Annotated in this window: 1 pseudogene; it reads left to right on the top strand. The window is 64.1% G+C overall.

Annotated features, from left to right (window positions below):
- Positions 1 to 248: pseudogene (locus tag HA630_RS00815) on the top strand (type IV pili twitching motility protein PilT); the annotation flags it as partial.

Genomic DNA, 248 nt, shown 5'->3' with positions numbered 1-248 from the left:
ATGATGGAAAAGATCCTGCGCGCGATGGGCGAGCGCAAAGCCTCCGACGTGTACCTGTCGGCCAACTCGCCGATCCAGATCAAGATCAACGGCGTGTGCGCCCCACTCAACGCCCAGCCGCTGCCGGTGGATGGGCCGCTGCAACTGCTCTCTGAGATCATCACCGAGGCGCAGTTGCAGGAGTTTCACGACACCCTGGAACTCAACATCGCCGTGCCCCTGCCCGGCGTGGGGCGGTTCCGGGTGAG

The organism is Aquabacterium sp. A08 (assembly GCF_011742065.1).
This window is presented reverse-complemented; position numbering and strand designations above follow the sequence as displayed.